The sequence below is a fragment of the Streptomyces sp. NPDC025784 genome (genome assembly GCF_055558435.1).
In genome coordinates this window covers 1-23182 of sequence record NZ_JBVHMN010000013.1, presented here as the reverse complement: position 1 = coordinate 23182, position 23182 = coordinate 1, and the positions used below count along the sequence as shown (strand labels likewise).

At 70.7% G+C, this 23182-nt stretch carries 18 protein-coding genes and 1 pseudogene; 9 read left to right on the top strand and 10 right to left on the bottom strand.

From position 1 onward, the window contains the following. Positions 1-97 precede the first annotated feature (97 nt). Entirely contained in the window at positions 98-652 is a 555-nt protein-coding gene (locus ACZ4IF_RS27170; protein ID WP_467567346.1) for an NADPH-dependent FMN reductase, read from the top strand. Between the two features lie 222 nt (positions 653-874). Further along, positions 875-1618: a methyltransferase domain-containing protein gene (locus ACZ4IF_RS27165; RefSeq protein ID WP_467567343.1), complete on the top strand. Its 744-nt coding sequence runs from the start codon at positions 875-877 to the stop codon at positions 1616-1618. Positions 1619-1780: 162 nt separating this feature from the next. Here the strand turns inward: ACZ4IF_RS27165 and ACZ4IF_RS27160 are convergent, their stop codons facing one another. Both ACZ4IF_RS27160 and ACZ4IF_RS27155 read right to left on the bottom strand, forming a co-directional pair. Beyond that, positions 1781-2203: an organic hydroperoxide resistance protein gene (locus tag ACZ4IF_RS27160; RefSeq protein ID WP_467567340.1), complete on the bottom strand. Its 423-nt coding sequence runs from the start codon at positions 2201-2203 to the stop codon at positions 1781-1783. Positions 2204-2485: 282 nt separating this feature from the next. Next, on the bottom strand, positions 2486-3040 hold the full coding sequence (locus ACZ4IF_RS27155) for an ester cyclase (RefSeq protein WP_467567337.1): 555 nt from the start codon (positions 3038-3040) through the stop codon (positions 2486-2488). A 171-nt stretch (positions 3041-3211) separates the two neighbouring features. Here ACZ4IF_RS27155 and ACZ4IF_RS27150 point away from each other — a divergent pair, with 171 nt between their 5' ends. Next, the gene (locus ACZ4IF_RS27150) at positions 3212-3823 is read left to right on the top strand and encodes a TetR/AcrR family transcriptional regulator (protein WP_467567334.1); all 612 of its coding nucleotides are present in this window, start codon (positions 3212-3214) and stop codon (positions 3821-3823) included. Between the two features lie 81 nt (positions 3824-3904). On the opposite strand, the gene ACZ4IF_RS27145 is transcribed toward ACZ4IF_RS27150, so the two are convergent. Next, positions 3905-4477 (bottom strand): TetR/AcrR family transcriptional regulator, encoded by a 573-nt coding sequence (locus ACZ4IF_RS27145; protein WP_467567330.1) that lies wholly within the window; start codon positions 4475-4477, stop codon positions 3905-3907. Positions 4478-4773: 296 nt separating this feature from the next. On the opposite strand from ACZ4IF_RS27145, the gene ACZ4IF_RS27140 reads away from it, so the two are divergent. Further along, positions 4774-5493 (top strand): hypothetical protein, encoded by a 720-nt coding sequence (locus ACZ4IF_RS27140; RefSeq protein ID WP_467567327.1) that lies wholly within the window; start codon positions 4774-4776, stop codon positions 5491-5493. A 68-nt stretch (positions 5494-5561) separates the two neighbouring features. Here the strand turns inward: ACZ4IF_RS27140 and ACZ4IF_RS27135 are convergent, their stop codons facing one another. Beyond that, entirely contained in the window at positions 5562-6014 is a 453-nt protein-coding gene (locus tag ACZ4IF_RS27135) for a MarR family winged helix-turn-helix transcriptional regulator (protein WP_467567325.1), read from the bottom strand. Between the two features lie 199 nt (positions 6015-6213). Here ACZ4IF_RS27135 and ACZ4IF_RS27130 point away from each other — a divergent pair, with 199 nt between their 5' ends. The 3 genes from ACZ4IF_RS27130 (at position 6214) to ACZ4IF_RS27120 (ending at position 8246) form a co-directional block, all read left to right on the top strand. Beyond that, a complete protein-coding gene (locus ACZ4IF_RS27130) occupies positions 6214-7269 on the top strand; it encodes a hypothetical protein (protein ID WP_467567322.1) in 1056 nt (351 codons plus the stop codon). A gap of 21 nt (positions 7270-7290) precedes the next feature. Next, positions 7291-7458, top strand: a complete 168-nt coding sequence (locus ACZ4IF_RS27125; RefSeq protein ID WP_467567319.1) for a hypothetical protein — start codon at positions 7291-7293, stop codon at positions 7456-7458. Positions 7459-7610: 152 nt separating this feature from the next. After that, complete coding sequence (locus ACZ4IF_RS27120; RefSeq protein WP_467567316.1) at positions 7611-8246, top strand: TetR/AcrR family transcriptional regulator; 636 nt, start codon at positions 7611-7613, stop codon at positions 8244-8246. A gap of 40 nt (positions 8247-8286) precedes the next feature. Here ACZ4IF_RS27120 and ACZ4IF_RS27115 read toward each other — a convergent pair whose 3' ends face one another. The 3 genes from ACZ4IF_RS27115 to ACZ4IF_RS27105 form a co-directional block, all read right to left on the bottom strand. Continuing rightward, complete coding sequence (locus ACZ4IF_RS27115; RefSeq protein ID WP_467567313.1) at positions 8287-9279, bottom strand: LuxR C-terminal-related transcriptional regulator; 993 nt, start codon at positions 9277-9279, stop codon at positions 8287-8289. A gap of 159 nt (positions 9280-9438) precedes the next feature. Beyond that, a complete protein-coding gene (locus ACZ4IF_RS27110; protein ID WP_467567310.1) occupies positions 9439-13260 on the bottom strand; it encodes a S8 family serine peptidase in 3822 nt (1273 codons plus the stop codon). Positions 13261-13747: 487 nt separating this feature from the next. Next, positions 13748-14206 carry a MarR family winged helix-turn-helix transcriptional regulator gene (locus tag ACZ4IF_RS27105; RefSeq protein WP_345653461.1) on the bottom strand — a complete coding sequence of 153 codons (459 nt, stop codon included), beginning with the start codon at positions 14204-14206 and terminating at the stop codon, positions 13748-13750. 703 nt (positions 14207-14909) lie between these two features. Here ACZ4IF_RS27105 and ACZ4IF_RS27100 point away from each other — a divergent pair. Next, positions 14910-18662 carry a S8 family serine peptidase gene (locus ACZ4IF_RS27100; RefSeq protein WP_467567307.1) on the top strand — a complete coding sequence of 1251 codons (3753 nt, stop codon included), beginning with the start codon at positions 14910-14912 and terminating at the stop codon, positions 18660-18662. 173 nt (positions 18663-18835) lie between these two features. Here ACZ4IF_RS27100 and ACZ4IF_RS27095 read toward each other — a convergent pair whose 3' ends face one another. The 3 genes and pseudogenes from ACZ4IF_RS27095 to ACZ4IF_RS27085 form a co-directional block, all read right to left on the bottom strand. Beyond that, positions 18836-20128 (bottom strand): amidohydrolase family protein, encoded by a 1293-nt coding sequence (locus ACZ4IF_RS27095; RefSeq protein ID WP_467567305.1) that lies wholly within the window; start codon positions 20126-20128, stop codon positions 18836-18838. Between the two features lie 53 nt (positions 20129-20181). Further along, positions 20182-21499: pseudogene (locus tag ACZ4IF_RS27090) on the bottom strand (amidohydrolase family protein). Positions 21500-21589: 90 nt separating this feature from the next. Then, complete coding sequence (locus ACZ4IF_RS27085) at positions 21590-22294, bottom strand: GntR family transcriptional regulator (protein ID WP_467567302.1); 705 nt, start codon at positions 22292-22294, stop codon at positions 21590-21592. 264 nt (positions 22295-22558) lie between these two features. On the opposite strand from ACZ4IF_RS27085, the gene ACZ4IF_RS27080 reads away from it, so the two are divergent. Further along, the gene (locus tag ACZ4IF_RS27080; RefSeq protein ID WP_467567757.1) at positions 22559-22987 is read left to right on the top strand and encodes an ATP-binding protein; all 429 of its coding nucleotides are present in this window, start codon (positions 22559-22561) and stop codon (positions 22985-22987) included. The last annotated feature ends 195 nt before the right edge of the window (positions 22988-23182 follow it).

Below are 23182 nucleotides of genomic sequence, written 5' to 3'. Positions count from 1 at the left end.
CACCGATTCGACGTGTACTTGCTGCGTCAAATATGTTGTGCTTGACTCGTCAATCAATCGCCAGGGTTCGTCACTCGCGAAATGAAGGAACTGTGTCATGACACGCATCGGTATCATCATCGGCAGCACCCGACCGGGCCGCAATGGCGAAGCTGTGGCCAACTGGGTTCACGCGATCGCTTCTCAGCGCACCGACGCCGAATTCGAAATTGTTGACCTGCTCGACTACAAGCTGCCCCACCTGGACGAGGCGATGCCGCCTTCTCTGGGGCAGTACAGCCAGCCGCACACCAGGGAGTGGGCGGACAAGATCAGTTCCTTCGACGGCTTCGTCATGGTGACCCCGGAGTACAACCACTCCACCTCCGGTGTGCTGAAGAACGCCATCGACTTCCTCTACGCCGAGTGGAACAACAAGGCGGTCGGATTCGTCAGTTACGGCTCGACCGGCGGCACCCGCGCGGTGGAACACCTGCGTCTGGTCGCGGGCGAACTCCAGATGGCCGACGTGCGCTCCCAGGTCGCGCTGTCGCTGTTCACCGACTTCGAGAACTTCAGCGTGTTCCGGCCCGCCGACATCCACCTCGACGGGCTCAACACGATGCTGGACCAGCTCCTGAACTGGTCCAACGCGCTCCGGTACCTCCGCTAGCGGGTCGGGGCACACAAGCCGGGGTGGTGGACGGTCGCGGTGGGTGACCGTCCACCACCCTGTTGTCTGTACGGGGTGTGCGTCGCAATCGGTGCGGTCCGTCCCGGACGCGGGGACCGGGCGCCGCGTCCACGGCGGTCCCGGAGCCGCCCCCGTACGACGGCGACGGCGGTCCCTGCACGGACCGGGCCCACATGCCGGTCCTTCCGCATACTGAGGGACATGGCCATCTATGACACGCTCGGCGCGACGTACGGCCGGACCCGGCAACCCGATCCTCGGATCGCCGCACAGATTCACGCCGCGCTCGGGGATGCGGCGGATGTGGTCAACGTGGGCGCGGGCACGGGCTCCTACGAGCCACCCGGGACCGTCCTCGCCATCGAGCCGAGTCACGTCATGCTCGCCCAGCGCACGCCCCGTTCCGCACCCGCCGTGTGCGCGGTCGCCGAACGGCTCCCGCTGCACGACGCCGCCGCCGATGCCGTCCTGGCGGTGCTGACCGTCCATCACTGGACCGACCTCGAAGCCGGCATCGCGGAACTCCGCCGGGTCGCCCGCCGCCGCATCGTCATCCTGACCTGGGACCAACCGGTCTTCCGCGAGCGGTTCTGGCTCGTACGCGAGTACCTCCCGCACGCTGTCGCCCTCGACGACGTCCGCGCCGTCCCGATCGACCGGCTGGTCGCGCTGCTCGGCGGCGCGCGCCGGGAGCCGGTCCTCGTCCCGCACGACTGCACGGACGGGTTCGGCGCGGCGTACTGGCGCCGCCCCCACGCCTACCTCGAGCCCCAGGTGCGCGCCGGAATCTCCATGTTCGCCCAGGCGGGAGAAGACGTCCTCGCCCCGGGACTGGCCAGGCTCGACGAGGATCTGGCGACCGGCCGTTGGCACAGCCGTCACGCCGACCTGCTCACGCTCGACCGCATCGATGTCGGCTACCGGCTCCTGGTCGCGGACCTCTGACCCGACCTCTGACGCCGCCATCGAGCGGTGAGCCGTGCGGCGTCGGCACCGACTGGACGGAGCGGAGGGCCCAGAACGGCGGCATGCCCCACGCCGGGGGTGAGGCGTGGGGCATGCCGGTTCGGCGGGAAGGCGGCCTCGGAGGCCGATTCCGCGACGGTGTCAGACGGCGGTGGCGTTGATGGTCACGGGGATGTTGCCGCGGGTAGCCTTGGAGTAGGGGCAGATCTGGTGGGCCGCGTGGGCGAGTTCGGTGGCCGCGTCCTGGTCGACGCCGCCGAGTTCGAGGTTGAGGGTGGCGGCGAGGCCGAATCCGCCGTCGACCTGGTTCAGGGTGATCTCGGCACTGATGTTCGTGCTGGTCAGCGTCACCTTGCGCTCTGCCGCGGCCTTGCGGACGGCCCCCAGGAAACACGCGCCCCAGCCCGCGGCGAAGAGCTGCTCGGGGTTGGTGGCGGTGCCGGATCCACCGAGCTCCTTGGGGTAGGCCAGGGTGGTCTCGAGGAGGCCGTCGCTGGACTTGACCCGGCCGCCGTTGCGGCCCTCTCCGGTGACGTCCACAACTGCGGTGTAGCTCTGCGTCATTACATGCCCTTTTGAAAATGGAAACGGTGACCTGTCCTGTGCCGTCGAGGCGTTCCTGGAAGGGGTCGCTGCCGACGTCACCTGTTCAAATGGTGACGGAGATTGCGTCACTGGTCAAACTGGTGACGTGTGAAGGGCGTCACAATGTGCGTGGTTCGGGGGAGTGGTGGAAGGGCGGGCTGCGTCGAGCGACGGCCGCGGTCGGCAGCGCCGGCAGTTCTGGTCCGTAAGGAGTGATGAGCGCGGGCGACAGGGCGCTTCTGTCCTGCCGCCCGCGCCTGTTCAGGACTTCACCGACGCCGCCGCCTCGGCTGCCCGTGCCGAGACCTGGGTCGCCGTACGAGTCGCACGTCCCGTCGCCCGCCAGGCGAGTATGGACAGTGCGGTGCCCGGGGTCGGCGGGAAGACGCCGAGCTGGCCCAGCATGGTGATGTCGTCGCGCACCGCTTCGTGCCGGACGACCTTGCCGTCGCGCAGACCCAGGACGTGCATCTGCTCGAAGTCGATCTCCTGTCCGGTGGGAGGTACGGCGCGGTCGAGGCTCCCGTCGCGGAAGAGGACGAACGCGCCCGTGTGGCGGCCCTGCATCCGCAGGCGCACCCAGACCTCGTCGTCGTTGTGCGCCACGCCCAGGACGGGGAAGCGCAGGTCGCTGAAGGCGGAGCGCATCCAGGCGCCCGAAGCGAGGACACCGGCCGGGCCGGGGATCGCGCAAGCCGTGGGCGAGACGGCTGATTCGCGGTTGTGGAAGTCCGCGTGCACCACTTCGGTGGCCAGGTCCGTGTCCCCTGACTCGAGGATCCGGAAGAGCCCGTGGGCCAGGGCTGTGGTGTCCATTCCCATGACGGCTGTGCCTTTCATCTGTGGAGCGCTGGTGTGCGGCGTCGAGGTCGGGCCGGCGGCCCGAGAGGGTGGTCCGGACGGTCTCCGAGATCGAGATATTGAGGTTATACATAGCCTAATGAATAGGGAAACCATGTGATGGATCGACATGGATACGATGACGGGATGTCTCCCAAGCGCGCCTACGTCTCCCCCCTGCGTGAGCAGGCCGCCGCCCAGACCCGCGCGCTGATCCTGCGGTGCGCCACGGGCCTGTTCGCCGAACGCGGGTACGGCCGGGTCACCGTGGCGGACATCGCCTCGGCGGCCGGCGTTGCCTCGAAGACCGTCTTCGCCAGCGTCGGCAGCAAGGGCGACATCCTCGACAAGATCGTGGACCAGGGCGTCGTCGCGTCCGACTACGAGCGGTCGGTGCGGCAGATGCTCTCTCTGGAGACGGGTGAGGCGGTGCTCGAAGCGCTGGCTCTCGGTACCCGCAGGGGCAACGAGGGGCAGTTCACCGTCCACGAGGCGATCCGCAAGGCGCTTCCCGTCCACGAGAACGGCGAAGCCCTCTGGGCGCGCGCCACCGCCGCCTACCGGGACGCGCTGGGATGCGTCGCCCGCCATCTGCACGCGCTGCCGTCGCCGCCGTCGTGTCCGGTGGAGGAGACGGCCGACCTGCTCTGGTTCTGGTTCGGGCCCACCGGCTGGCGCACCCTGGTGGTCGAGAACGGCTGGTCCTGGGACCGGGCCGAGCAGTTCCTGCGGCGGACCGCCGTCACGACGCTGCTCTAGGGCCGGTCGGAGGCGCCGGCGCCGAACGTCACGCCGGTCGGCGGGCGTTGGCGGACCGGACGCCCTGGGGGAGGGGTCCCGTCAGCGAAGGATCACGCCGAACACGATGGTGAAGAACGTCTCGAACGGCTTGGCCGAGCGTTCTGTGCGGGCCGAGATCAACGCTCCCTCCCACGAGGCGAGTACGAAGCCGGCCAGGGTGGAGGAGTCGAGGGCCTTGGACACGTCGCCCGCCCTCTGGGCGTCGGTGATGGCATGCGCGAGCGCTTCGGCCCAGGCTTCGAAACTCTTGCGGGTCGACGTGCGCAGCGCCTCGCTGTGGTCGGCGACCTCGACCGCGAGATCCCCGACCAGGCAGCCGCGGTTGAAATCGGCGCCGATGTTCTCGTCGCGCAGGAACTCGAAATGCCGCCGCAGCCTGGTCAGGGGTGGCACTGCGGGGTCACGCAGGCTGTCCAGCCCGCGGGTCGCCCCGTACCGCTCAAGAGCGACGACCGCCAAGGCCTCTTTGCTCTTGAAGTGATTGTAGAAAGACCCCTTGGGGGCGCCGGCCGCATCGGTGATGTCCTTCACGCCCGTCGCCGCATAGCCGCGGCCGTGGAACTGTTCGACGGCGGCTGCGATGAGGTTCTCGCGCAGACTCGGCCTGGCCATCGGCAAGCCTCCTGGTCGTTCAAAGCGGGCGATCGTCTTAGAGGCTATCACTGGACCGTCGAGGGCCTGAGCGGGTCGCCCGTACCGTTTCGCCGTACAGGGGGACTCATGTGCGGGTCCGGGCGAGTGTCGGCCGGTGTGCTGCTGACGCAGGGCAGGTTTTCGGCATGGAGCGGACAAATCGCCGCTTGAGGTAAGACGACCGGTCACATACAGTCGGCCGCATCCTGAACCGGATCCGTTCGGCGCGGAGCCGGACCCGCCCGGTTCTCCGGCACCACCGAGGAGCAACGTCCATGAGTGACCTCACGACTGCCGTCATCGAAGCCCACGGAGGTCTGGGTCGCTTCGCGCGGTACGACTCCGTCACGGCCGACTTCCGCTCGGGCGGGGCCCTGTGGGCGATGAAGGGGCAGGAAGGGATCTTCGATCGCGCCGCCGTGCGCATCGACCTGCGGGAGCAGCGTGCGAGCCACCGTCCCTTCACCGGCCCCGGTCTGCGCACCTCGATGACCGCGCGACGGGTGGCGATCGAGAGTGACGCCGGTGAGGTGTCGGCGGAACGGCACGACCCGCGGGCGGCGTTCGCGGGACACACGCTGGAGACGCCGTGGGACTCGCTGCACGTCGCCTACTTCGCGGGCTGTGCCATGTGGACCTATCTCACGTCGCCCTTCACCTTCGGCTCGCCCGGCTTCCGGACCGAGGAACTGCCCCCGGTGGACGTGGACGGGGAGATCTGGAACCGCCTGAAGGTGACCTTCCCCGACCACGTCGCGACCCATTGCCCGGAGCAGATCTTCTCCTTCGGCCAGGACGGGCTCCTGCGTCGACACGACTACACGGCCGAGGTCATCGACGCGGGCCCGGCCGCGCACTTCTGCTTCGACTACGAGGAGTTCGGCGGGATCATGGTTCCCACCAAGCGGCGTGTGCACCCGCTCGGTGAGGGCGGCGTGGTCCTGAAGGACATCGAACTCGTCACCATCGACATCGAGGACGTGCGGTTCGGCTGAGCCGGCCGCGGCCGGGCCGGGGCGGCGTGGCCACGGGTGTCGTCCGGCGCCGCCGGGGCGGCCGTCCGCTACTCGGCCCAGGGCTCGAATCCGGTGTCACGGACGGCTTCGAGGGCGCCGCGCAGTCGGGCCGCCTCGTCCTTGCCGAAGCTCTCCTCGAACCGATTCTGTACGGCTCGCCACAGCGGCAGTGCCGTCTTCATGCGGTCCAGGCCGTCCGGCGTGATGGCGGCGATCCGTGCACGCCGGTCGGTCGCCGACGTCTCGACCGTCACGAGGCCTTCACGGGCGAGTGGCTTCAGATTGGAGGCCATGGTCGTGCGGTCCATGGCGATCACCTCGGCGAGGCTGGTGATCGTCATCTCCCCCTCCGAGGCGAGCCGTTGCAGGATGCTGAACTGTGTGGCGCGAAGACCGACGGGGGCCAGGGCCTTGTCGTAGGTCGCGCCGAGGTAGCGGGCGGCCTTCCGCAGGGCCAGGTTGTTGCACAGGTCGCCGGGGTTCACTGGTGCGGTGTTCATGATCTCCTCCGAAGCTCTCCCATCCATGATATGAGGAGATGCTCGTAAATGCGACAGGCTCGACGCCCGTCGGGTGTCGACTCCAGGGCGTTTGCCGGCCGGCCTTGCGGTCCGGCAATTAGGAGCATATGCTCCTAATTGTGTCGCGGTGTCATCAGGATCGTCCCGCGAGCCCCGCCCTCATCAGGAAAGCATCCCCATGGAAACGTCCCCTGGATCCGCTCCCGCGCGAGAGACGACCCCGTACGCCTCTGCCGGGACCCCCACGGCACGGTCCCACCGGGCCGCAGGCCGGCCGCCGGTCAGAGCCTGGCTTCAGCCGGCGCTCATCGCCCTGGTCGTCGTGGCCGCCTTCGTCAGTTGCTACGTCGGCCTGCAACGTGATCCCCAGCCCCATCGCGTCCCCCTCGCCGTCAGCGGCCCCGGCCTCTCGCACGAGATACGCCAGGCCCTCGGCGCCACCGTCGACGTCCACCGGATGGCCGACGCACCGGCGGCGCGCGACGCCGTACAGCGTCATGACGTCGTCGCCGCGCTCAGCAGCGACGGCCCGGATCGTCTGCGTCTGGAGATCGCCGGAGCCGCGGGAACGTCCACCACCTCCGCGGTGAAGAGCCTCGTCGGCGCCTACGCCCATGGAGCGGGCCGGCACGTCGTCACCGAGGACGTCGTGCCGCTGACCCGGTTCGACGCCCGCGGGCTGGCCGGCTTCTACATGGCGTTCGGTGTGACCCTGGCCGGCTTCGTCCTCGGCTCGAACGCACTGGTCCTGGCGAACGTCCTTCACCTGCGGCATCGGTTCTGGCTGCTGGGCGGCGCCTCCCTCGCCATCGGTACCGTCGCCGCGATCATCGCGGGACCCGTCATGAGTGCCGTGCCGGCCCCGCTCCTCCCGCTGACGGCCACGCTCACCCTGCTGGCGGCCGCCGCCGCCTTCACCACCAAGCTCCTCGGCACCTACCTCGGTCCGATCGGCGTGCCCGTCTCCACCCTGCTGCTGCTCACCGTGGGCAACGCCACGAGCGGCGCCAGCGTCGGCGCCGATCTGCTGCCCTCCGCGGCCCACGCCGTCTCCGCGCTGCTGCCTCCCGGCGCGGCCGTCCGTACCATCACCGACCTGAGCTACTTCAACGGCTCCCACGCGGCGGTGCCCGTGATCACCCTCGCCCTCTGGGCCGGTATCGCCGCGGTCCTGCTCGCGTTGCGTCCCCGGCTGACCCGTCGGCGTCCCACCGGCACCGCGCCGGCCTCTTGAGGAGACACGACAGTGGAACCCATGCGGCAGAGCGCCGATCCGGCCGAGGCGGCCCGCCGTGCGCGCTTCGGCGAGCTGCCGAGGCGCATCCGTGTCGAGGAGATGGTCGAAGAGCGGCCCGCAGGGGCCTCGGATCCCGCGAAGGACAGGTACTCCGCCGACGAGTGGCTCGTCCGGTGGTGCCTGTGAGCCGCGGTGCCCCTGCCGGACGGTCGTCGGTCGGTGGCCGGCCGTCGAGTGTCCGGCCGGGGGCGAGGTGACGAAGTGAGTCCCGGATCGCATACGGTCCGTCCAGGCACCGACTTCGGGCGCCGACTTCAAGCGATGCCGAGGAGCGCGACATGAACACCACCACGCCTGTGGAGCGTCGAGTGGCCCGGCCGCGCGCCGACGCCCTGCGCAACCGGGAGCGGATCGTCGCAGCCGCCCGCGAGATGTTCGTCGAGTCCGGTTCCGGGGTGCCGTTCGACGAGATCGCGCGCCGGGCCGGCGTCGGCAACGCCACGGTGTACCGCAACTTCCCCGACCGCGACGCCCTCGCCCGCGAGGTCGTCTGCGCGGTGATGGACCGTACCTCGGAGTGGGTGGAGCGGGCACTCGCCGAGGGCGGCGACGCCTTCGAGGCGCTCAGCGGTTTCGTGCACTTCGCCGCCGACGAGCGGATCGGCGCGCTCTGTCTGTCGTTCTCCGAGGGGTTCGACCACAACCAGCCCGACCTCATCGCCGCGCGCGATCGGGTCACCGACCTCGTCACGGTGCTGATGTCGCGCGCCCGCGAGGCGGGACAGCTGCGCCTCGACGTCGAGTTCGGCGACCTGATGATCGCGCTCAGCCAGCTCACCCGGCCGCTGCCCGGCACCGCCTGCCAGGGCATCGACCGCTTCGTGCACCGGCACCTCCAGCTGCTCCTGGACGGCATGCGGGCCCCGGCCCGCTCCGAACTGCCCGGAGTGGCCGCCACCATGGGGGACTTGTGACGAGGGTGTCCCGCCGACGCGGGTGATCGGACCCTCTCGGCTACAGCCAGCCGCGGCGTGCCGCCTGCCAGGCGAGCTGCATGCGGGTCGCGGCGCCCGCGAGGGTCATCATGCGCTGGATGTGGCGCTGGACCGTGCGGCGGCTCAGGCCCATCTGGCTGGCGATGGCCTTGTCGGCGATGCCCGCGACGAGGAGGGAGAGCAATTTGCGGTCGGTCTCCGACAACGGGGCCGCGTCGCTGGTGTCGTCGACGGTGCCGGAGGCGCTGACGTGCAGCGGCACCGCGTCCTCCCAGTAGCGCTCGAACAGGGCCGTCAGCGCGTCCAGCAGGCTGCTTTCGCGCAGCAGGGCCGCCGTGGGTTCGCTGGGACTGCCCTGCGGGCCGCCCGGCACCAGGGGGCAGATGGCCATCCTCCGGTCGGCGACGGCGAGCCGCAGCGGGAGGTGGGGGACGGAGCGCGCGATCTCACCCGCGCGGACCCCTTCGATAACGTTGTCAATGGCTCCTTCGTCGTCGAAGAAGGCCCGCTCGTACAGAGCGCGGTAGCGGACCCCTCGCGCGAGGGCGTCGAACTCGGCGCGATTGCTCCCCGACGGCATGGCGACGTACTGGGCCTTGCAGAACCAGAGCATCTCGTGGCGTGCGTTGTCCTGGAGTTGACGCAGGTGCTGGCGCAGCGCGCCCGCGCCGGTGATGACTTCGATGAGCTGCCCCGCGTCCTGTCGGCGCCGGGTGCTGCGGTAGGTCTCCAGCAGGTCGGTGACCGCGGAGCGGGCCTGGTCGAGCGCGTCGGCGTTGCGTTGCAGCCGTGGCAGCAGGGCCACATCGGGCGGTGACGCGGTGAAGTGACGTGGCTGCCGGTCGTGGGGGCTGGCGAGACCCTTGGTGGCGAGCGCCGCGAGGATGCCCTCGGCCTGGCCGGGCGCCAGTCCGGTCTGTGAGGCGATCTCGTCGGACGAGGCCGTGGTGGTGGTGATCAGGAGGCGGTAGACGGTCTCCTCGACCGCTGTGAGGCCGGCTGCCTCGAGCATGCAGGTTCCTCCTGGCCGAGCCGGGTTCGCACACAGGTGTGGACCACGTCGATCATTGAGGTCAGAACTATAAGGGGTGCCGAGCAGTGTGCGGTGGGTGCCGTAGTCACGTACTACGGCACCCACCGCACATTCAGGAAGGACGACCCGCCGTCGGGATCACCGCGCGCCGGGGTGCAGGAAGGCGCGGTCCACGGTCTGCCGGACGGTGTGGCCGGCCGCGTCCTGCGCCGTCACGCGCAACGTCACGTACGCGTCCGCGTGCACGCGGGCCGGGCGCTCCACGACGGCGGTGAAACCGTTCCCCTTGCGGGCCGTGGTGGCCGCGGTGGCCCAGGTCCGCCCGTCGTCGTAGGACGTCTCGACCTTCAGCGTCACCCCACGGGGTGCCGCCATGCCGTCCTGCATGCGGACGGTCAGGCCGAGTTGCTGCTTGCGGGCCCGGCTCACCGCGTTCCGGGCGTCGACCGGTACGGACCAGTCGACCTGGAGCAGCGGCAGCAGGGACTTCTGGGCGGCGGTCTCCGAGCGGAACGTCCACGACGTACGGGTGGACGGGCCGAAGCTCCAGTCGTCCGAGTCGCGGCCGGTGGCCAGGTCGAGCCGGTACTCGGCGTTGCCCGCGGGCACTTCGATGTCACCCCACGCGCCGTAGTCGGACTCGGCGATCCGCTCCCCGTTGCGGTACAACGTCGCCGTCGCCGTGTCGGGTTGGCCGAGACCGCCGAAGGGCGGAGCCTCGGCGTACGCGTAGTGGGTCGCGCCGGAGTCGGTGAATTCGGGAATGAACACCGAGAGCGTGTTGCCCTCGCGTACCGACGGCCAGGCCGCACCGCGCGGGATCGACGGGCGGACCGGTCCCGCGAACCACCGCTCCGTCGCACGCTGCCCGGGGCGGTAGGTGTGGGGTGTGTCCCGCATGCCGACCCGCAAGGGCTCGTCGGGCTCGTCGGCGATCTTGTGGCGCACGGTGTGGCTCCACAGGGTGTCCCCGCCGCTGACGTACTCGACGCGTTCCCGGCCCACCGGAACGTAGCGGCTGTACTGGTTCCAGGCGGTGTCCTGGTACGGCCGCCAGGCGAAGCGCTGCTCGCTCGCCCACTCCGAGGCGCCGGTGCGGGTGTACGTGGCGCCGATCTCGGCGGTGTTGCGCTCGGAGACGGTGTGGACCAGGTTCTTGGGGATGGAGCCGTTGGAGACCTGCATCACGTCGTAGAGGTAGGGGCTGCGCACCGTGCCGGAGAAGTCCACCGTCGTGGTGCCCTTCCCGACCCGCTTCAGCAGAGCCGCCCCCTCGTCGAAGGAGACGCGGATGGCGGGCACCGCCGTCGGCACGCCGTTGGGCCGCCACCTCGTCCAGGAGAGTTCGTCCTCCGGCCACACCAGCAGAAGCGCCTTGGCCCCCTCCGCCGCCGCGGCCTGCGCGAGAGCCCTGGTGTCGTCCGCGATGGACTGGACACGTACGACGGCCAGTTTGCCGCGCGTGCCACGGAAGCGGGGCTCCGCCGATGTGCCGGCGTCCACGGCGGTCAGGTGTGCGCCGCGGTCGTCGAAGACTGCGGAGTCCTGCTCGTAGTAGGGGGCGAGCCCCGACCGCCCGCCCGAGACCTGCGCCCGCAGCTGGGGGGCCACCATCTGCCAGCGCGAGTGGAACTCGAACGTGCCGTCGGTGACCGGGGCCACGGTGCTGACGTACAGACGCTTCACCTCGTCGAACATCATGTGGCCCTGGATCAGGCCACGACCGTCGATCCGGCGGTACAGCATGTCGCTGAGGACGCCTCGCTGCTCGGCGGGGCGAGGCGTACGGATCTTCACCTCGGTGACGTCGGCGGCGTTCAGCGTCACCGTCATGTCCTTGGTGACCTTCACCTCGGGGTTGACGATCTCGCCCGCTTCGATCCCGTCGGCGGCCCGCTCGTAGAAGCCGGAGTTGACGCTGTAGGTGCCCTCCTCGACGACGGCGACACCCGCGGCCCTGTCCGTGTAGTCGACGAATCCGGTGCCGAAGTCGGTGGCACCCCAGATGTTCGGCAGCGCGTCCGGTACGACCCGGCCGTCGCGGTCCCGGTACACCACGGTCAGCCGGTGCTGCTTGCCGCGCACCAGCAGGGACAGCGTGGTGTGGGCCAGCACGGTGCCGTCGGCCGACGTGGCGGTGACGTACCCGTAGTACACACCGCGCGTTGCGTTCGCCGCGTCGATCCGCAGCGGCACATCGACCGTGGCACCGGGCGCCAACTCCACCGAGTCGGAGCCGGAACGAACCACCCCGTCGGCGAGAGCGCGCCCGAAGTCGGTCGTCAGCTTGACCGCCAGAGTGAGTTTCAGCGGACGGTCACCGGTGTTGGTGTAGTGCACGGTGGCCGTCTGCTGCCGCCCCGCCGCACCGGCCTCGACCGTCGGCAGGACCAGGGAACCGGTGGCGGTCACCGGACCCATGGCCGTGGCCAGGTCGATGCGGCCGCCGCCCTGCTCGGTCACCTTGGTGCCGGACACCGTGCGCGACGTGCTGATCAGGGCGTCCTTCAGCTGCTGGGCGCCCCAGCCCGGGTGCTGCTGTGCCAGCAGGGCTGCGGCACCGGCGACGTGCGGGGTCGCCATCGACGTGCCGGACGCGGCGGTGTAGTCCGCGTCGATCGGCTTGCCCATGCTCGTCCCCGAAGCCCGGGCGGCGACGATGTCGACACCGGGGGCGGTCACGTCGGGCTTCGCCGCTCCGTCGCCGAGGCGGGGGCCGCGGCTGGAGAACGGCGCGAGGGAGTCGTCGCGGTCGACGGCGCCCACGGTCAGCGCGGCGTCGGCCGCGCCCGGGGAGCCGACCGTGGTCGGACCGGACTCGCCCGCGTTGCCCGCCGCGACGACGAAGAGGGTGTCCGTGGAGGCGGTCAGGGTGTTCACGGCCTGACTCATGGGATCGGTTCCGTCGGTCGCGCCGTCCGAACCCAGGCTCATGTTGACGACCTTGGCGTGCTGGGCGGTCGCCCACTCCATGCCGTCGATGACCGCCGACTCGCTGCCGTAGCCGTCGTCCCCCAGGACCTTGCCGACCAGCAGGTCGCTTCGCGGCGCGACACCGCGCCGGGTTCCCGAGGACGCGGCGCCGGTGCCGCCGACGATCGAGGCGACGTGTGTGCCGTGACCGAAGACGTCGTTCGTTCCGGCGCTGCCGGAGAAGTTCTTCGCGTCCGCGATGCGTCCGGCAAGGTCGGAATGGTCGGCGTCGACACCGGTGTCGAGGACGGCCACCTTGACGCCCTGGCCTTCGTAGCCCGCCTTCCACGCGGTGGGGGCGTTGATCTGAGCCGTGCTGCGGTCCAGCACGGCCTTGACCCTGCCGTCCAGGGAGACGCGGGGAGTGACCGCGGCACGGGAGACGTCCGTGGTCCCGTTCGTGGTCAGTGTCTTCCAGAAGCCGTCAAGGTCGGCACCGGCGATGTGCAGCGACCGGGCGTCGATGCTGCTGAGATCACGGGCGGTGGTCTTGGGCGCCTTGTACTCCACCAGCCGGTCGGCGGTGGCCGCGGCCGTTCGCGCCGCCCGCGCGGCGCCCTTGGTCCCGTCCGGCGACGGCTCGGAGGAGACGATCAGCGGGAGGGTGCGCGAATGGGCCACGTCGTAGCCCTCCAAGATGAGCCCTGTCACGTCGAACAGTCGGCGGTCCAGCGTGCCCGCCGTCACCAGCGCCTCGGCGTCGGAGGGAAGTACCGTCAGTGCCTTGTCGTCTCCTTCGAGCGTCCGGAAGGAGATGTGCTCGCGCCCGGGGCCGGGCTGCACCGACGCGGTACGGCGACCACCGGGCAGCGAGGTCACGGTCACGCGGTCACCGGTCAGCAGGCGCACCGTGGCGGAAACCGCCCTGTCCGCGTCGGTGAACCCCGCCGTGTCCTTCGGGCCGGGCTCGGCCGAGACGGGCGACACACCTCCGATCGTCACCACCAGTACGGTCGATATCGCCGCCGGCAGGCGGATCCATGCCATCTGTAGAGCACCTTTCGTACAGCGTCAGATCATGCGCCGTACGAAAGAATCGGGTCGGGGCACAGGACATGTCACTGGAATCACCTGCCGCAGATGTGACATGTCTCAATGGCGACACGGGCGGACCGTGACGCCTGCGCGAGGCCGCGCCCAGGCCCGGCCGGGACGCTCAAGGGCTGTGGAGCGGGCCGGAATTGGGGGACGGCGCGACTGTGGTCCAGGCACCGCCCGGTACCGTCCACGCGTCTCGACGCCGAGCACCACGGGCAGCGGCCCAGACATGGCAGGGGGCTCGGCCGACGTGTGGTGGGCCGGAGAGAGCGCCTGTGGCATGCGTGAACTCAAGCCGGAAGACGGCCCGTTGAAAGAATCGACGCTCGACGCTCGACGCCCGCGGTGGCGGTCGGCGGAGCGACCGTGCGCCACGTGTGAGGTACGGGGCCGCCCGGAGCCGCGTCGGGCGGCGGGCGGTGTATGCGTACCTACGTCAGTGATCGGGCGCGATGCGCCTCAGTACCTTCGCGGCCGCGGCCACGTCGCACCCCTCCAGGTGGGAGAAGACGTGTCGCCGGACACTGGCGAGGTTGGTGGGCCACGCCTGCTTCAGCCGTGTCCAGCCGGGGCTCGTCAGGACGGCGAGCAGCGCCCGTCCGTCCTCGGGCGACTTCACCCGCATGACGAGCGACTGGCTCTCCAGTCGGTTCACCACCCTGGTCATGCCGCTGAGCGAGAGCCCGCAGGCGGTGGCCAGCTCGCTCATGCGCATCTGGTTGTCCGGGGCCTCGGAGAGATGGACCAGCACCATGTATTCCGTGCCGGAGATGTCCTGCTCGGCGAGCATGTCGGCGTCGACGATGCGGGGCAGGAGCGCCATGACCCTCCCGAGAGCCCGGAGGAATGCCTCCTCGTCGGGGTTGAGGGGCTCGATCGTCGTCGCCTTTGCCATGAGTTCAGTGTAAGTGGCCCGACCGGAGGCGGATCCCGTGGCTTCGACGGGTCGATCACGCCGGGAGGGGCCCCTCCGGTCGGTGATCGACGAGCATGTGGGGCGGGTCGGGCCGAGGCGGACCGGTCCGTGGTCCGCCGGGATCTTGGGCGGGGCTCCTCGACGGGTTCCGGTCCGGGGATGTGACGGAACGCGGGGCTGAGAGTCGGGGTCGCTCACGGGCATCCGCCCCGTGGAGCGGCCGGACCGTGCGGAAGCCGGCGCTGCGAGGATCCCGGGCGGAGCCGTCGCCGAGGGTGCGCGGACGGCGCGGCTCGCCCAGGACGACCGCACCGGCCGGCGGCTGGGCGGACGCCGCCCCGGCCCCGTGTGTCCGAGGGGTCGCGCGGCCCTGTTCCGTGTCCAACAGGGCTGACGCAGAGACGACTTGTCGCAGGTTGGACAGGCGAAAGTACCGACATCCGCGCCGGGGGAGTTCAAGGTGGGACTCCGCAGCGGGCGGCAGCGTGCGGTGCGTCGTGACGCATCCGCGGGGAGCAGGCCCGCCGCGCGGGCCGCGGCCATCGACCGCCGGCAGCCGATCGCCGGCCGACGGTCGGCGGCATCGGACGCCGTCGGCCGTCGGCCATGTGCTCGGTTCCGTCGCAGTTGTGACGTCGTGTCACGCAGAGAGCGTTCCAGTCCCGTCGACTCAAGGAACTGCATGACATCCATACGCACCCGCAATCGGGGGCTCGCAGCCGCCGCCCTCGCGTTGGCCATGCTGACCGCACCGCCGCTCGTGTCCGCCTCGGGCACTCCGCGGACCGGTCCGACCGACCAGACCCTGGTCGGCAACGCGGCAACACATCAGCCCACCTCACGTACCGTCACCTTGGTGACCGGTGACAAGGTGACCGTGAACACCGCGGCCGACGGCAAGGTCACCCGGTCCGTACAGGGTCCGGACGGCCGGCGCACCGGATTCGCCGTCCACGAGGTCGGCAAGGACACCTACGTGTATCCCGACACGGCGGTGCCGTACCTCGCGGCAGGGCAACTGGACAAGGAACTCTTCAACGTCACGGGGCTGCTGGCGGACGGGTACGGGGACGCGCAGCGCAGCACTCTGCCTCTGATCGTCACGTACACCGACGCGGCCGTCCGCGCGCGTGCGGCGGCTGTGCCCACCGGCGCCACCAGGACCCGCGCACTGAACAGCATCCAGGGCGCGGCACTGTCGCAGCAGCGGACCAAGGCGGGCGCCTTCTGGTCCGCCCTCACCGGCGGGAACGCGTCGGCCACCGGCCGCGGGAGCGCGGCGAAGCCACGACTGAGCAGCGGGATCGCGAAGGTCTGGCTGGACGGGAAGGTCAAGGCCGACCTGTCCGACACGACGGCGCAGATCGGGGCGCCCGAGGCGTGGGCCGGCGGCAACACCGGTCAGGGCGTGGACGTGGCGGTGCTGGACACGGGTGTCGACACCCGGCATCCGGACCTGGTGGGGCAGGTGAGCGCGAGCACGAGCTTCGTGCCGGACCAGGACGTCGAGGACCGCAACGGTCACGGCACCCACGTGGCCTCGACCATCGCCGGCACCGGCGCGGCCTCCGACGGCAAGGAGCGGGGCGTCGCGCCCGGCGCGCGCCTGCACATCGGCAAGGTCCTCGACGACAACGGCAGCGGCCAGGAGTCCTGGGTGCTCGCCGGCATGGAATGGGCCGCCCGCGAGCAGCATGCCAAGGTCATCAGCATGAGCCTCGGGGCCGGCCCGACCGACGGACACGACCCGATGAGCCAGGCGGTCGACGAGCTCAGCGCCGAGACGGGTGCGCTGTTCACGATCGCGGCCGGCAACAGCGGGAAGTACACCGTCTCGACGCCGAGCGTCGCCGACGCCGCCCTGTCGGTCGGCGCGGTGGACGGCTCCGACCGACTCGCCGACTTCTCCGGCACCGGACCGCGCCAGGGCGATGCCGGTCTGAAGCCGGAACTGACCGCGCCGGGTGTCGACGTGCTCGCGGCCCGCTCCCAGTACTCCTCGGAGGGCACCGGCTCCTACCAGACGATGAGCGGGACCTCCATGGCCACCCCGCACGTCGCCGGTGCCGCCGCGCTGCTGGCCCGGGCGCACCCGGGCTGGAGCGGGCAGCAGCTCAAGGACGGACTGGTCAGCACCACCAAGACGACACCCGAGTACACCCCGTACGAGGCCGGCAGCGGTCGCCTGGACGCCGCAGCCGCCGCCAAGGGCACCGTGTTCGCCTCCGGCAGCGTCTTCGGCGGCTACCGCGAAGCCTCGACACCGGCCGGCGGCACGAGCGGGAAGACCGAGAAGAAGGTGACGTACACCAACACCGGGGACCGTCCCGTCACCCTCGACCTGGATGTCCGGGCTCCCGGCGCGGCCACCGGCGCGTTCACACTGTCCGCCCGGCAGATCACCCTTCCGGCCAACGGCACCGGCACGGTCGACCTGATCACCGACTTCGACCTGGTGAAGGCCGACACGGTCACCTCGGGGCAGATCCTCGCCACCGACGGGTCCGGCGCGCTGGTCGCCCACACCATCACCGGCGCCTACAAGATGGGTGCGCGCTACACGATCACGGTCAACGGCAAGGACCGCAGCGGTCGCCCCATGGGCGGCGCCGTGTGGGTGACGGGCGAACGGTTCGCAATGCCCCTGGTGCTGGACGACTCCGGCACGGGCACCGTGACCCTGCCCGGAGGCACGTACGCGGTCGAGCTGGTGGCCGACGTCGAAGGCGTTCACGGGCCGCACTCGAAGGGTATGGCCGTCCTGACCCGTCCCGAGGTCGTCCTTGACAAGGACGTCACGGTGGACCTGGACGCCTCCAAGGCCAGACAGGTGACCGTCCGGACTCCTCAGGCGACCACTCCGGCCTTGACCCGACTCGACTTCTACCGGTACTTCAACGACACGCACGCCTACCGCAGCCAGCACATGCCGAACCAGTCCTACGACAGCTCTTGGGTCCTGCCCAGCAAGGAAGTCACCACGGGCACCTACGAGTTCGGTGTCGCCAGCCGTCTGGAACAGCCGGCACTGACGATCGCCGCCGGGAAGCACACCTACGACGACCTGCGCGTCCGGCGCGCACACGTCCCCCTCAAGAAGGGTCGGCACACCTACGGTGCCGTCTTCGCCGGGGAGGGCGGTACCGACGCCTACCGCGGTCTCGACGTCAAGGGCAGGACCGTCGTGGTCCGGCGCAACGATTCCGTGGCGCTGGAAGAGCAGGCCGACAACGCGGCCAAGGCCGGCGCGAGTGTGCTGCTGGTGGTCAACGACGGTGACGGGCGCCTGGCGGCGTGGACGGACGACTCCTACCGGGACACGGAGATTCCCGCTCCCCTGACGGTGGCCACTCTCACCGCGGACGAGGGCGACGACCTGATCGCCCGCATCAAGCAGGGCAGGATGACACTGCGGGTCACATCGAACCCGGCCACCGAGTACGTCTACGACATCGCACACCACCAGAGCGGCGTCCCCGCAGACCCCTCGTACCGCCCGCGGCGCGCCGACCTGAACCGGGTCGAGGTCTCCTTCCGCAACAACCACCAGGCCCGGGCCATGGAGATCCGTTCCGCCGTCTGGCACGACGACTACGGGCCCGTCCCGCTGCCCGTCCCGGCCCAGGGGACGCGCACCGACTGGGTGTCCGCCGGCACGGTTTGGCACGAGGAGGCCTTCGTCAACCGGGAGCTCCAGATCTCCAACGACACCTTCAAGCGCTACCCGCGCGGAACGACCTCCCACTTGGAGTACTTCGGGCCGATCCAGCGGCCGCGGATGAACAGCCACTACATGCCGCTGCGCTCGGGCAACACGGTGGGGGCGACGATCCCGGGCTGGGGTGACTCGGAGCCCGGACGCGCCGGCACCACCTTCGGCAACCCGGAGGTCCAGGACCGGGTCAAGATCTACCAGGGCGACACCCTGATCCGGGCCTCGGACACCAACACGATCGGCAGCGTGCGCTTCCCCCTCGTCCTGGCTCCCGAGAAGCTGCGGTACCGCCTGGTGTCCGACAACGCGCGAGGCAACTGGACGAACGACTACTCCACCACCACCAGCACCGAATGGGGCTTCACCTCCCAAGAGACCGCTGCCGACACCGTCGCCGTTCTGCCGTTGATCCAGCTCGACTACGCGGTCACCGGCATGGACGCCTCCGGCAGGAGCGGCCGTCGCAGCGACATCACCGTCACGCCCTCACACCTCGCCGGAGCCCCCGGCTCCGACACCATCAAGACCGTGAGCGTGGACATCTCCTACGACGACGGCAACAGCTGGCAGCACGCGACGCTGCGTCACACCGACCGGGGCTGGTGCACCGAGCTGAACGCACCCGCCAAGGCGCGGTTCGTGACACTGCGCACCAGCGCGAGCGACACCCAGGGCAACACCGTCAAGCAGCGGATCACCCGGGCCTTCGGCCTGAAGTGAGCGCCGCCCCGGTCGGTACCCCCTGACCGGCGAGGGGCGGGGCCGCGTCGAGCGGTCCCGCCCCGAGTGCTCGGCGCGCACCCCGGCCCGTGCCGAGGACACAGGGAAGTCAAGAGGACGCCACAGTCATGACGTCGGTCGGGCGCCCAAGTCTCATGCCGACCGTCGGACGCCTAGACCAACTCGCCGTTCCTGGCGACCACCTGACCTCCATGGACCACCATGTCGCGCTGCGGCATGTCCACCACGACCTGCGGGATGCACTCGCCGCGCACCAGGACGAAGTCCGCGGGGGCGCCCGGCTCGAAGTCGGCGTGCGGCAGGCCCATCACATCGGCGCCGCCATGGGCGCCCACCGTGTAGCAGGAGGTCAGTTCGTCGTCGAGGCGGACGTCGGTGACCCAGCCGAGGATGTGCGCCCGGTGCAGCATGTCGGCGTCGCCGAACGGACTCCAGGAGTCACGGACGCCGTCCGAGCCCAGACCGACCCGCACACCGTGTTCCTTGAGTCGGGTGATGGGCAGGACCAGGGACTCGTTCGGGGCGACCGTCGTGAGGGCGATGTCCAGGTCGGCCAGATCCGCCGCCGTCGCGTCGAGTTCGGACGCACCGAGGAACGGCAGGCAGAAGACGTGACTGACCGTCACCTTCCCACGCAGGGACAGGGCCCGGGTCCGGTCGACGATCCCGCGCAGGACCCGCGTACCCTTCTCGTCGCGGTCGTGGAGGTGGATGTCGACACCGACGCCGTAGCGGTCCGCGAGGCGGAACACCAGGTCGAGCTGCTCGTCGAGCGCATGGTCGAAGCTGATCGGGTCGATGCCGCCGATCATGTCGACGGCGCCGCTGCGCGCCGCCTCCTCCAGCAGTTTCGCCGTGCCGGGGGTACGGATCACTCCGTGCTGGGGGAAGGCCACGATCTGCACGTCGAGCGCGTCGGCGAGGCGGTCCCGTGCCTCGGCCACCCCTTCGACGCCGGCCAGGCCGTACGCGGGTGCCACGTCGACGTGCGCCCGCATCGCCCGGGTGCCGCGGGTCACCGCGTGGGCCATGAGACCGTAGGCGCGTTCGCCCACCGGCCGACGCTGTGCGTGGGAGAGCTCGACGTCCTGCTCGCAGTACTCGGCGATGCTCCCGGCCGGCCTGCGGGAGACCCAACTCCCGCCCCAGCTCGTCTTGTCGGGGTGGATGTGCGCGTCCACGAGCGAGGGCAGCGCGATGCGGCCGCCGCCGTCCACCACCTTGGCGCCCTTCGGCGCGGGGGCGTCCGATATCCGCCCGTCGACGACGGTCAGGTCCACGGGTCGCTTGGCGCCGAGGGGACGTACGTGGCGGAAGACCACGGCCTTCTCGGGGTGCTCGGCCTTCCCGGGTTCTGCCTGTGCGGCCGTCACGGTGAGCGCGGTGCCGCCCAGAGAGGCGGCACCTGCGAGGACGCCGCGCCGGGAAAGGGGAGGAGGAGTCATGCCGAGTTCTCCTTGAGCCGGCGACGTGCCGGGGGAGGGGGAGGAGGGGGAAGTCACAGGGCGACACCGGAACGCACCACGCGCAGCGGTGACTTGAGGACGGAGACGTCGGCGAGCGGGTCCCCGGACAACAGCAGGACGGCGCCCGCGCGGCCGCGTGCGAGGCGGCCCGCAGCGCCGTCCAGGCCCAGCAGGTGGGCGGCACCGGTCGTCGCCGTGCGGATCGCGTCGAGCGCCGGCAGACCGGCCGCGCGCATCAACTCGACCTCCCGGCCGATGGGATCGATGCTGCCGCCGGAGGAGTCGGTGCAGGCGGCGAGCGGAACGCCGAGCTCGTGCGCCGCGAGCACGGCCCGCTCGAGGACCGGCAGGAACGTCCGGCCGCGCTCGGCGAGCACGGGGTCCGATGCCTCGGCGAGGCCGGCGATGGCGGTGAGAGTGGGGGGTGAAGTACGTTCCCCTGCGCCGCATTTCGTGCAGCGTGCGTTCGCCGACGAACACACCGTGCTCCAGCGAACGGATGCCTGCCGTGACCGCGTCGTGGCAGCCCTTCTCGCTGTAGCTGTGGCACAGCACGTCCTTGCCGCCACGCCGGGCCGCGGCCACCACCTCGGACAGCTGTGCGTGCGAGTAGACCTGGGTGAGCGGGTCCTGATCGGCCAGTCCCGCACGCTCGTTGACTCGTGTCTTGACGACGTCGGCGCCGCGCGCCAGGTTCACCGAGACGACACGGCGCAGTGCCTCCGCGGACCGCCCACCGTCCTTGAGGCGGGCCAGCGGAGTGAGGTCCGGGCCGGCGTGGACGGTGTCGCCGAGGTCGGGCGTCACGAAGACGCCTGCGGCCTTCAGGCGGGGCGCCTGCTGCGGCGCCTGGCGGGCCAACTCCCTTACGGCGATGTCCTGGTAGAAGTTCGTGGAGCCGCTGCGCGCACTGGTGGCGCCCTGGCGGACCGCGTCGCGGGCCTCGGCGGCGGTGTTGAGGTGGATGTGGGCGTCGATCAGACCGGGCAGCACCCACCGGCCGTGCGCGTCCAGGCGGGGGGCGTCGGCCGGTACGTCGACCCGGTCGCGGGGACCAGCGGCACGCACCACGCCGTCCCGGATCACGACGATCGCGTCCTCGATGACGTCGCCGGTCGCGGGGTCCAGCAGCGTGCCGCCCTCGACGACCAGGTCACCGGTGCGGGCCGGACGGCGGGCCGGGCCGGCGGCGGTCGCCGTCCCGGAGGCCAGCGCGGTCGTCGTGCCCGCGAGGGCGGCGGAGGCGGCGAGCACGCCGCGGCGGGTCAGTCGGCCGGGCGGGGGCGGAGCGGGCTCGACGCACCTGGGACTCCTTGGGGCGAGGAGGGCTACGGATCCGACCGTTTGTATACCAAGACTGAGTGCTCCACAAGATCGCAAGAGTAGCAGGCAGACCGAACGAAGGTTTATGGGGCAATTGAGTAGATGTTCTCAGCGCGCCTACTGGCTTCTGGTATACAAAGTGATGTCGCCGAAGAGAGATTTCAGCGCCACCGCGCGACTGTCCCGCACGTGCAGGAGCGTGCTGGCTGCGGCCGCCTCTTCGTCGCCCGCCGCGATGTGCCGGAAGATCTCCGCATGCTGGGCCCGCATGTGCGCCGGCTCCTCACGCAGTCCGAACAACAGCTGCAACTGCCAGCTGAGCTGTTCCATCGTGCGGCCCAGCAGCGGATTGCCGCTCAGCGCCACGATCCCGTCGTGGAAGGCCGTGTGCTCGGCCACCTCCCGGGGCCCCTCGTCCACCGCGGCCGCCTGTTCGGCCCGTTCGACGGACTCCCGCAGCGCCGAAAGACCGGGCGGCTCCGCACCGTCCCCGCACCCGGCGACGGCACGGGCGGCGAGCCGCGACGCCTGCACGGCGAGCGGCTCCCACACCTCGTACAGATAGCGCACGTCGGCCCGCTCCAGACTGCGCACCCGCACGCCGCTGTGCGGCATCAGTTCGAGCAGGCCCTCGGCGACCAGTGCGCGCAGGGCCTCACGCACCGGCACGCGGGACATGCACAGCTCCTCGGCCACCTCGCGCTCCACGAGGCGGGCGCCCATCGGGTAACGGCGGTCGACGATGCGCAGACGCACCGCCTCGCGCGCCTGCGCGCTCAGCGAGGCACGCCCCTGTCCTTTTGCCGCGTCACTGCCCGTCACCTGCAACCGTCCTTCGCTCGTCGTGCCCCGGGCGAGGATATGACCACCTTCCGCGGCACCCGTCGCAGCCCGCAGCCCGACAGGGTGTCCCACGTGCCCCGAGCCACCATGGAATCCGCGGGAACGGCGCAGATCCCGCGGCTTCGGCGAGGGGTGAGGCCGCGCCGCGTCGAGGACGTCTGCCTCCGCGGGCACCGGGTACACGTGCCCTGTACGGAGATGAATCCGTGCCGGCGGCGGTACGAGGACGACAAGGGGCGTGACGTGGCGGTCAAGGCGATGGGCTGGGCGCACTCGTTCCCCATGGCGCAGGGCGTGCGGGCCGGACGGCAGTGGACACGCGACCATCTGGCGTCGCTGCCCTGGACGGCGGACGAACCGGACACGACGGACGCGATCGTCCTGGCCGTCTCCGAACTGCTCACCAACGCCCACGTCCATGCCCACAGCGACGCGAGTCTCGTCCTCACCTGGGACGGCGAGTGCCTCCATGTGAGCGTCCACGACGAGGACCCCACCCTGCCCCGACAGCGTGAGCCGGAGCCGGGCGAGACGTCGGGCCGTGGGGTCGGCATCGTGCGCGCCCTGGCCGACGACCTGGGCACGACCTGTCAACGGCACGGCAAGACCGTGACCGCGTGCTTCCGCCCGCCCGGTCGGGGGCGGGGGGACGTCGACGAGGGCGATAGCTGACGGCTTGGGCACAGCCGCCTCGCTGCTCGCCGCCCCGATCGAGCGTGTCCGTCCCACTCCCGTAGAAGTCCCCTGAGCCAAGTCTCCCCAGGTGAGGGGTGTTTCGGCTGTCCCACGGTGTCCCACGGGCGTCGTCATGGCAAGCCCGTACGGCTGTCATGGAGTCACGCCCCGGGCGAACGGGGCACCACCGGT

What these genes read in the sequence shown, in the direction of transcription:
- ACZ4IF_RS27095 (WP_467567305.1), bottom strand. Translation starts at nt 20,128, where the DNA reads ATGACTCCTCCTCCCCTTTCCCGGCGCGGCGTCCTCGCAGGTGCCGCC.
- ACZ4IF_RS27160 (WP_467567340.1), bottom strand. Translation starts at nt 2,203, where the DNA reads ATGACGCAGAGCTACACCGCAGTTGTGGACGTCACCGGAGAGGGCCGC.
- ACZ4IF_RS27155 (WP_467567337.1), bottom strand. Translation starts at nt 3,040, where the DNA reads ATGGACACCACAGCCCTGGCCCACGGGCTCTTCCGGATCCTCGAGTCA.
- ACZ4IF_RS27150 (WP_467567334.1), top strand. Translation starts at nt 3,212, where the DNA reads ATGTCTCCCAAGCGCGCCTACGTCTCCCCCCTGCGTGAGCAGGCCGCC.
- ACZ4IF_RS27165 (WP_467567343.1), top strand. Translation starts at nt 875, where the DNA reads ATGGCCATCTATGACACGCTCGGCGCGACGTACGGCCGGACCCGGCAA.
- ACZ4IF_RS27140 (WP_467567327.1), top strand. Translation starts at nt 4,774, where the DNA reads ATGAGTGACCTCACGACTGCCGTCATCGAAGCCCACGGAGGTCTGGGT.
- ACZ4IF_RS27125 (WP_467567319.1), top strand. Translation starts at nt 7,291, where the DNA reads ATGCGGCAGAGCGCCGATCCGGCCGAGGCGGCCCGCCGTGCGCGCTTC.
- ACZ4IF_RS27100 (WP_467567307.1), top strand. Translation starts at nt 14,910, where the DNA reads ATGACATCCATACGCACCCGCAATCGGGGGCTCGCAGCCGCCGCCCTC.
- ACZ4IF_RS27135 (WP_467567325.1), bottom strand. Translation starts at nt 6,014, where the DNA reads ATGAACACCGCACCAGTGAACCCCGGCGACCTGTGCAACAACCTGGCC.
- ACZ4IF_RS27145 (WP_467567330.1), bottom strand. Translation starts at nt 4,477, where the DNA reads ATGGCCAGGCCGAGTCTGCGCGAGAACCTCATCGCAGCCGCCGTCGAA.
- ACZ4IF_RS27105 (WP_345653461.1), bottom strand. Translation starts at nt 14,206, where the DNA reads ATGGCAAAGGCGACGACGATCGAGCCCCTCAACCCCGACGAGGAGGCA.
- ACZ4IF_RS27120 (WP_467567316.1), top strand. Translation starts at nt 7,611, where the DNA reads ATGAACACCACCACGCCTGTGGAGCGTCGAGTGGCCCGGCCGCGCGCC.
- ACZ4IF_RS27130 (WP_467567322.1), top strand. Translation starts at nt 6,214, where the DNA reads ATGGAAACGTCCCCTGGATCCGCTCCCGCGCGAGAGACGACCCCGTAC.
- ACZ4IF_RS27170 (WP_467567346.1), top strand. Translation starts at nt 98, where the DNA reads ATGACACGCATCGGTATCATCATCGGCAGCACCCGACCGGGCCGCAAT.
- ACZ4IF_RS27110 (WP_467567310.1), bottom strand. Translation starts at nt 13,260, where the DNA reads ATGGCATGGATCCGCCTGCCGGCGGCGATATCGACCGTACTGGTGGTG.
- ACZ4IF_RS27115 (WP_467567313.1), bottom strand. Translation starts at nt 9,279, where the DNA reads ATGCTCGAGGCAGCCGGCCTCACAGCGGTCGAGGAGACCGTCTACCGC.